The organism is Calothrix rhizosoleniae SC01, assembly GCF_900185595.1.
Taxonomy (GTDB): domain Bacteria; phylum Cyanobacteriota; class Cyanobacteriia; order Cyanobacteriales; family Nostocaceae; genus Calothrix_A; species Calothrix_A rhizosoleniae.
This window is the reverse complement of record NZ_FYBH01000190.1, coordinates 1-9,428: the sequence shown is the minus strand read 5'-3', so window position 1 is coordinate 9,428 and position 9,428 is coordinate 1. Positions and strand designations below refer to the sequence as shown.

Below are 9,428 nucleotides of genomic sequence, written 5' to 3'. Positions count from 1 at the left end.
CTTAGTTCCAATTCCGCAGAAAATTTCCACTTATATTTTGTTTGAAATTTACAAAATTTTACTTTTACCCGTTTGGGCGAGTTATACCATTTTCAATTTGGAATTTTGGACTGTGAAAGAGCTACTACATAAGGTTTGCTTTCTTTCCATCTGTCGCAATCATTTTTTAAATTGGGATTAGATGATTTCATCACTTAATTCACATTTAAAAGAACTAAGTATTCTCTGAGTCAAAAATCAAAACAATGAATATAGTATGATTTGAGACTTAATATTTTTGTGATTACTTAAGGAAAATTGCTGATGAGATTAGTGCTGTTAGCAAGTATAGGGATTTTATTCACAATATTTGTGGTGTTAGAAATAGGATTGAGATGGTTTTTTGGCTTCGGTAATCCCTTAATTTATATTACTGATCCACATATTGGTTATTTATTAGCACCCAATCAGCAAACACGGCGTTTTGGGAATCGCATCCAAATTAATCAGTATTCTATGCGAACTGCTCCCATTGCCAAAAAGCCATCATCTTCCAGCTTACGGGTATTACTTTTAGGAGACTCCATTGCCAATGGTGGTTGGTGGACAGATCAAACGAACACCATTTCTAGTTTAATGAGCAGCTCTCTATCTGCAAATTACCAAGATAAATTTCTGGGTGTGGAAGTTTTGAATGCATCAGCTAATTCTTGGGGTCCGAGAAATGAATTGGCTTATTTACAGCATTTTGGTAATTTCCATTCCCAGGTGGTAGTACTATTAATCAATACTGATGACTTATTTGCGACTGCACCCACCTCTCTTCCTGTAGGACGCGATCGCAACTACCCGGCTAAAACCCCTCCTTTAGCATTATTAGAAGTATTTCAGCGTTATGTAATTAAGCAAAAACCTATCCCCGAATTGCAAGCCGTTCATCAAGAAGGGGGGGATAGGGTTGGTGTAAATTTAGACGCGATCGGCAAAATTCACGCCTTAACCAATCAACAGAACTGCCAATTAATATTGGTGATGACTCCCTTATTAAGAGAAATTGGCAAACCTGGACCTCGTGATTATGAAATTAAAGCCCGTCAGCGACTAACCGAATTTACCCAATCTCGACATATTGCCTACATAGATTTTTTGCCCATATTTAATTCTTATCCAGACCCAAAAGCTTTATACCATGACACAATTCATCTCAATTTATCAGGTAATCAACTAGTAACAAATACAATTACGCAAAAATTGGTGAAATGCCCCATCTCTGTATATTAGTCCTTCTGGGGTAAGGGCTCAGACCCCTCACTGACTTGCTAATTGGTTTATTTCAGACACCGCATATCCTTAAATTGTATTTGTTTTTGTATTTTCAATTACAGTTTTTCAGACTGTGAAAAATCCTTACTAATACCGAATAAATTTTTGATAAAGTATCCGGAATTATCTAATTATCTGAGTCTAAGTTTTATAAGTGATGAATCAAAAAACAAAATATGGTGGGGACTAAATTGGATATTAGCGATCACAACCTTCTATACTCAACTTTTACTGACTGCAATTATACCGGTGGAACAATTGGAGAACCCCAGCACAGGCTTTAGGGGAACTCCTCTGACAAGAGGCGTGTCAGTCTGGGACAGGAAACCTGTCTACAATGGTGACTTACTTTTTCCCCTTGCGGTACTAGGGATTGTACAGAAATTAGATAACTGACCAAAATTGGATATTTAACCATGAACTCCTCTTCATCTTCCAGAGTTGAGGGAGAGCGGAAATATAGAAATGACCAGCAATCTCCCACGGTAAGTGCAAGTATTATCAAATTTTTGCGGATATTTGCCGGAGATTCTGGTCAAATATCTCAGTTAAGTGATTTTTGGCTGGTAGATGAGTTCCAATTGGGTGATGATTTGGTCAGTTATAGCCTAGATGGCTCAATGGAAGACAGTAATCGCTTTTTGTATCTTATTGGTGAAGGTAAAGTTAGAATTGTTGCATTTGACCCTACCCTGGAACGGCAAGTATCCACACAATTATTATTAGCAGAACAAAATTTTGGTACTGACCATTTACTTTATCATCAACCATTATCATATCAAGCGATCGCAGCAACATCTGGTTGGGTAGCAAAATTGCCAATATCCATACTCCAGCAATGGTTACAAGAATTTTCCTATCTAGAAGAATTGTTACATCAAACCGTAAGCGAGCGGCAAAAACTAATTTTCTTCAAAACCCAGACAGAATTGCGATCGCAAACTAGTCGTACCCTATTTCAAATCTTACCCCACCTAGAAAAAATTACTATTAATGCTGGCTCATCTTTATCTGTCATTACTCCTCCATCCCAAGGACGATTTTGGCTGATTGATGGTATTACCACTACCTCCTTACAAATAGGAGAAAGTTGGGGATATAGCGATGATACTTTCCTTGAAGGTGTGGCAACAACAGATTTGTCAGTCTATCACCTACCATCAGCATATTGTGAGCAAACAATCATAGGGGTAAAAAACAACAATGTGAGTACCCTGCCCACCCCATTGACTTCACCAGCATTACAACCAACATTACCTGCACCAATAGCCAATGCCAACAAACTAGTCCCTCATGAAGGTTTGCACACAACCAAGATTGAAAATACCTCTTACCGACTCCCGACTCCCGATTCCCCACTCCCCATTTTCAACTTAGAGAATTCAGAAACCACCACTACCAAAGTTGAAATTCCATCTACCCAAACACGGCATCACCGACGACTAATCCCTAAACTATGGCATTCCTATCCATTTGTACAGCAGCAAACTAATTCCGATTGTGGTGCAGCTTGTTTAGCCATAATTAGTAGATATTGGGGTAAACGCTTTAGTCTCAACAGCCTATGCCGTTTAGCAAGGGTAGATGAAACCGGTAGTTCCTTAGCAGGTTTATTAACAGCTGCCACAAGTTTAGGGTACGAAAGTTTAGCAGTCAAAGGTTCTTTGAGTGAATTAGCATCCCTAGCTAATCCTTGGATTGCCCATTGGCAAGGAATACATTATGTTGTAGTTTGGCAAGTATTAGAGAATCATGTGTTGATTAGTGATCCAGCTATTGGTAAGCGATCGCTAACAGTTAAGGAATTTATCGATAATTGGACAGGATATGCTCTGATTCTGGAACCAACACAACAGTTAGATGCCCAACCCAATGAAAAAATCTCTCTACATGGTTTTTGGCAAGGATTACAACATTATCGTTATTTAATCGGACAAATTGTCTTTGCCTCCCTATTGATGCAAGTATTTGGCGTACTTGCACCCTTACTCACACAGATTGCCATCGATCATGTATTACCTGACAAAAACTTGGTAATTCTCAACATTTTTACTGTTGGTTTCCTCTGTTTTGGTATCTGGCAAATTAGCCTAAAAGCAGTACGCCAATATCTGCTGGACTATTTTGCCCAACGCATGGATATCTCATTGCTGGGGGGGTTTGTGAATCATCTATTGCGCTTACCTTGGCAATTTTTTATCTCCCGTCCCCTCGGAGATATAATTGGTTGCGCCCAAGAAAATCGCAAAATCCAAATATTTCTCACTCGCCAAGCTGTGAGCATGAGCTTGGACTTAGTCATGACGATTATTTGTGTGGGACTATTAACATACTATAATTGGCAACTAACCTTATTTTTATTAATTATAATTTTAGCGATCGCTTGTTTGAGTGTAGCAGTCAGCCCATTACGTAAAAGGGTCTTGAGAGAATTGTTTCAGGCATCAGCTCAACAAAATTCATCCATTATTGAAACTATTACAGGCATTCATACCATTAAAACTGCCGCAGCTGAACTATCAGTGCGTTGGCATTGGGAAGAAAGATTTGCAAATATGGTTCAGGTGCGATTTCGGGGGCAAAAACTGGTCAATAATCTCCAATTAGCCAGTTCCTTAATCAAACATTTAGGCACCACAGGAATATTATGGTGGGGTGCAAGGTTAACGATGAGTGGACAAATGACAATAGGGCAATTTGTCGCTTTCAATATGTTGATGGTAAATGCGATTAACCCTTTTTTGGCATGGATTGGATTGTGGGATGAATGGCAAGAAATATTAATATCCCTAGAACGGGTGCAAGATGTTTGGAGTACAGCAACGGAAGAAAATCCCCAACAGCCCTTAACTGTGTTGCCTTCTATACAAGGTGTGATCAATTTTGTCAATGTTAGTTTTCGCTATCATGCCACAGATAAGGATAATATCCTCAACAATATCTCCTTTACAGTCCAACCCCAACAAACCATAGGTATTTTAGGTTCTAGTGGTTCTGGAAAAACAACTTTAGTTAATTTATTAACTGGTTTGCACCCTCCCACTTCCGGACAAGTTCTGATTGATGGCTATGATATCCGCTATTTATCTCCCCACTCCTTACGCAGTCAACTGGGTGTAGTTTCTCAAGAATGTTTGTTATTTTCAGGAACGATTTTTGATAACATTACCCTTTATAATTCCCAATTTACGTGGGAACAGGCGATCGCAGCAGCAAAACTAGCTAATGCCCATGAATTTATTCAAGCTTTACCCCTAGGTTATAAAACTCTAGTGGGAAAGGGAGGGGTTACTCTTTCTGGAGGACAAAAGCAGAAAATTGCTATTGCTCGGGCTCTAATTGGCAAACCACAAATGTTGATTTTCGATGAAGCTACTAGTTCTTTAGATGCTAAGTCAGAGCAGGATTTGCAAAGAAATTTAAAACACTTCAACTGTACAAAATTTATCGTCAGCCATCGTCTTTCCAGTCTCCGCCATGTCGATTATATATTTGTCCTCAATAGAGGTATGCTCATCAAACAAGGAACTCATGAGCAACTAACAGGGATTAATGATGGTTATTGTAATTTAATTCAGTAACAATTTTGCTCTTGAAAATAATTGACTAGTACCCCAAGGCAAAAGTTAAGAATATTACAGTGTAGGCTTTAACTATTTTAAATGCTTGGGTTAAGTAATACCAATTCTCCAAAATAAAACTACATATGGACAGCAGGGGGGCAGGGAGCAAGGAGTAGGGGGAGAATTATCTGTAGCTAGGATTTAGAGAAATAGTATAAGTTGGCACAGTACAACCAAGCTATGTGAAGAAGAGGAAACAAGCCTAAAACCCTTGTTAACCCTCCCTCTGACTTATCCAAACGATAATTTTTTATGCAGAACTACTTGTAGCGCTACGTAATTAGGGCACGGACATTGCTGAATTAGCAAACCTATAAAAAGTAAACTTATTACTTACACTAAATCCCGTTCCCATACCCTCTGATTCAAAATGACCTGAATTACGATTGAAAGTGGATTTAGCTAATTTTGATCAACAGGTTGTGACGACCAGATTGGGTATTATTACTTATTACGCCAATTTAAATAATGTTTGCGACAGATAAATTATTCCTAGGGGTTTAGTAATGCTAAATCTCTACCCAATTGATATTACTTATTACTTGCGCATAGGGCTAAAAAGCATTGCAGGCCAAAAATATGACCGATGCCATATCTAGGTGCTGTATTGTATATACCCACCAGAGAAAATATGTATTATTTGTGGTGAGCAACCCATCTGCATCGATTTGCTGAAACCTCAAATTATTGCTCATCAAGGTGAGCTATTGCCTGGGATGCAGGATACTAATTTATTTGATTCATTTTAAATTTAATATTTAATTTATCTAGATACAAGCTAAATTCATTAAACTTTTAAACTATCTTGAATGAATCTTAACAAGAATACGTAAGTACAAATATTGCAACTTGATACATAGCAATATATAATAATATTAATTAGAACTATTTGTGTAATTTGTTCAATAGAATTTATTTAAAATTAAATACTTTAAATATATATTATTTTTCGATGCGACTAATTCATGAATACTTCAGCAACAATCATCCCAAAGTCTTGCTAGAAAAGGCTTGAGGATATTAAAATTTTTAGGTAATGATTGATTTACATTACATTTAATTGATATAATTTTTTATATAAAAACCTGACAGATATTGAATCAATTAACATTAAAATACAACAAATACAACTATATATTTTATTTTTCATTGTTTACTAAAGCTACGGATAAGGGGTTTAACCCCCTGTTTACTCCCTTAAGGCGTAATACGTAGAATTATTTCAGAGGAAATAAAAATATCGAAATAATCACGCAAATCGACAAAAAGAATGGTAGAATTGACAGGTAACATTAAATTAATAAAATAGTATAAAGACTAATGTTATCATTGATGAGTCAAGATAACTTTTGAACTCGTCAGCGTAATCAACAGAGTGCTTATACATAACAACTTCTAAAAAAATAGTATTCAAAATTACTATTCTATCGGGGCTAGACTAATTAAATTTAGGAGTTGCAAAAATTTTTAGCGGGTAGAATTGCATCTACCAATAGCCGAACGGAGACATTGCTGTGTTATTTATAACGACACAGCATCAAGAAATTTTCGTATAGGTTACTACCTTTGCAAAACTACAGCCCAGCAATCAATATATTCAGTAAACAATACTGAATAAAAATACAGAGAGCATCTAGATGATTGCACTTGGGCAGTAAACAGACTTCTTTACCAAAAGTCTGGTTTCTGTTTATAGGTTAGCTAATGGAAAGAATCATCAGGTCTTATATAGTCGGAACCTTTAATCAATCAGGAAACTCAATGGTGAGAAACAACAAATCTCATCTTGGGTATAATCCACCTCCAAAAAAAGTTTCAATTTGTGGGGCAGTTGAGACTAATATAAATACAATAGCCAAAAATCAACCAACTGCAATCTCTACAACCCAGCAGACAGAATTTAATAATCAAAGCAACTGTTCTCAATCATTGCAGATGTTACTAGATAAAAGACCTTCAATGCTAGTTTATTTGGTCTTTTTGGCTAGTACATGTTTTTTGACTGCATTGATGATTTGGTTATGGAAAGGGAAAATTGTAGAAGTTGCTCGTATTCAGAATATACTCTTTTCTCCAGTGACATTAGAAAAATATAAATCTGTAAATAAAGACAAATTCTCTAGTCTTAATCTTCCAGAGAATAAACAAATAAAATTAGGAAAATTGATACCTGATCATGTCATAATCAAGGCTAATACCTCTGAGCGACTAGTTAATTTCTTCCAAAAAGATATGCCTATACAAATAGAAGTTGGAACTACTCAAATGATGAAATCAGGTATTATTTATGGAGAAATAAATTCTATTTTTCCGGATACTGAATCAAATAATCAGAATATTTTCTTTTATCAAATAGAAGTTGCTTCACAACGGATATATCCTATGAATAAGAGTCAATACATAGCTTTATCTACAGAACAAAAAATCACAACTAAGATGAAGCGTTATTACAGTATTTCTGAGATATTTGCAGCAAAGATAAATTAATTAAATAAAGAACTAACAGTAGTTGAGAGAAATAGATTTAGGCAGAAAATAGATTCAAAATTTATCCAATTAATTTCAATTAGTTTATTGTTCCTAAATAAAACACAATTATGCATCAAAATCATTCTGGAATTAATAGTAAGTTAGACCAAGCAATTCATCCTGAACAATTTGATCAACTAGTCGAGGCCATTTTGGCAGGTAAATATTCCTGGGCTTGTGTATTAATGTTGCGTTTTGCAGGATATAACCCTTTACATTATATTCCTTATCGTACTTATAATAGATTGCTTAAGGAGAACTCTCGTACAAAAAATAATCAGCCAAAACAGACAGGAAATATCAACCCTATCTCTGAAAAAAATTCTACCAATAATCTATCTTCTGGTTGCCTCAATAAAATTAAAGATATTGCATACTTAGAAGTAGTAGGTAAAAATAAAAATGAGATTCGTGGTGGTCATTTAGATCAATGGCTATCAACACAAGTTCATGAATATCAATCTATTAAATCTGAGTTAGAAGTGGGGAATAAACAAGATTTATCACTAAATTACGATAAATTTTACTAAAAATAATTTATGGAAATATTCTATTTATATAGATTTCCATGAATAAATTTATCTTATTCCTCCTCCATTGACTGAAAAAAGTTGAGTCAAGGGGAGGAACATTTTGTTATGTAGAAGATCTAATTATCATATCCGCTAAAATATAGCAATCATAAATCATAAGCCCTGCGAGCAGGCTATGTCCATTTACGACAAGTTAAATACTCGACTTTTCCGACAATTCGGGGATCTGAGCCTTTTATGGATTTATTTGGTCAAGTGCACGATGTGAGTAATATGCTTACGAAACCCATAAAATGTGATTTTGATAGAAGAAAGGGGAATAATAAATAATACATAATACATATTTTATATGTATATTTCCAATATTTCCTATGATGTCAATTAATATAAGCATCTCCAGCCATTATTTAAGTTTTATCATTTGCAATTCAAGACGCTTGTACCATCAGCTATTTAAACATCCATCCCAGATTATCACTGCAACAGTTGTACTTACTCTATTACTATTTTTCCCTCAAGCTTGGATGACTTTACAAGCCTATGAAAACTTCAATAGCATTATCCAGCATGAATTGCGACTCCAAGCACTGAGTGACAAAATTACCTATCTTGATGAAGTCCTAACCATGTCAGCACGTATGAATGCGGCTACTGGTAATAGTTTTTGGGAAAAAAGATATCGTCAATTTGAACCCCAGCTTGATGCTGCAATTAAAGAATCCATTAAACTGGCTCCAGATGCTTATAACAGTGAAGATGCGAAAAAAACTGATGCAGCCAATATAAAGTTAGTGAAAATGGAGTATCGCTCCTTTGACTTCGTTAGCAGAAATCAACAGCAAGCTGCACAAACACTATTGTCAAGTTCCGCATATCAAACTGAAAAACAAAAATACGCTGATGGTGTAAATAGAAGAAATCTAGCAATCGCTCAACAAATCCAAACAAAAGTTATAGACTATCGGCAACAGTTGTTTTGTTCAAGTTTTGTTGCAGTCACAAGTTTAATAATGCTTGTTCCTGCATGGCTCATGGTGTTACGGTTATTACAAGGATATTTACAGGCACGAAAAATTGCCCAAACTGCACTAGAAGAAACAAATCAAAAATTAGAGATTCGCGTTCAAGAAAGAACACAAGAATTAAATGAAAAAAATTCCTATTTACAACGAACTCTCGAAGAAATTCAAATTATCCAATTACAGCTAATTCAAACTGAAAAAACATCTGCTTTGGGCCAGATGGTAGCAGTTATTACCTATGAAATCAACAATCCCTTAAGTTTTTTTGAGGAGAATATTGACTCTATTCTGGCATACATGCAAGATTTGCTGAAACTACTACGACTCTATCAACAATATTATTCCGAACCCCCACAAGCAATTCAAGCACACATCAAAGCCATTAAACTAGATTTTTTCCAGGACGACTTTATGGAACT

General features: G+C 35.6%; 4 protein-coding genes and 1 pseudogene. All 5 read left to right on the top strand.

Going from position 1 to position 9,428, the window contains the following annotated elements; all coding sequences use genetic code 11:
* Positions 1-303 precede the first annotated feature (303 nt).
* Positions 304-1,260 carry an SGNH/GDSL hydrolase family protein gene (locus tag CALSC_RS11855; RefSeq protein WP_088241556.1) on the top strand — a complete coding sequence of 319 codons (957 nt, stop codon included), beginning with the start codon at positions 304-306 and terminating at the stop codon, positions 1,258-1,260.
* 458 nt (positions 1,261-1,718) lie between these two features.
* Positions 1,719-4,883, top strand: a complete 3,165-nt coding sequence (locus CALSC_RS11845) for a cysteine peptidase family C39 domain-containing protein (protein ID WP_088241554.1) — start codon at positions 1,719-1,721, stop codon at positions 4,881-4,883.
* A 1,746-nt stretch (positions 4,884-6,629) separates the two neighbouring features.
* Entirely contained in the window at positions 6,630-7,412 is a 783-nt protein-coding gene (locus CALSC_RS11840; RefSeq protein ID WP_143288234.1) for a hypothetical protein, read from the top strand.
* Between the two features lie 110 nt (positions 7,413-7,522).
* Positions 7,523-7,984, top strand: a complete 462-nt coding sequence (locus CALSC_RS11835) for a HetP family heterocyst commitment protein (protein ID WP_088241552.1) — start codon at positions 7,523-7,525, stop codon at positions 7,982-7,984.
* A gap of 374 nt (positions 7,985-8,358) precedes the next feature.
* Positions 8,359-9,428, top strand: a pseudogene (locus tag CALSC_RS11830) (two-component sensor histidine kinase); the annotation flags it as partial.